Below are 272 nucleotides of genomic sequence, written 5' to 3'. Positions count from 1 at the left end.
CTGAGCATCGAGGAACAGATCCGCGGCCAGCCCATGGACGGCTGTGTGCTGATGGTGGGCTGCGACAAGACCACGCCCTCGCTGCTGATGGCGGCGGCATCGTGCGACCTGCCGTCCATCGTCGTCACGGGCGGGCCGATGCTGAACGGCTGGTTCCAGGGCGAACGCGTCGGTGCGGGCACGCATCTGTGGCGCTTTTCCGAGGCCGTGAAGGCCGGGGAGATGACGCAGGACGAATTCCTCGATGCCGAGGCGGCGGTGACGCGGTCGTC

The 272-nt window shown here is 68.0% G+C and carries 1 protein-coding gene; it reads left to right on the top strand.

Annotated features, from left to right (window positions below; all coding sequences use genetic code 11):
* Positions 1-272, top strand: a 272-nt coding sequence (locus E0702_RS17415; RefSeq protein ID WP_205742062.1) for a dihydroxy-acid dehydratase domain-containing protein, incomplete at both ends; no start/stop codon positions are given.

Origin of the sequence: Halomonas marinisediminis, assembly GCF_004347715.1 — a bacterium.
GTDB lineage: Bacteria > Pseudomonadota > Gammaproteobacteria > Pseudomonadales > Halomonadaceae > Halomonas > Halomonas icarae.
Note: the sequence above shows the minus strand (reverse complement) of the source record. Positions and strands in the feature narration are given on the sequence as shown.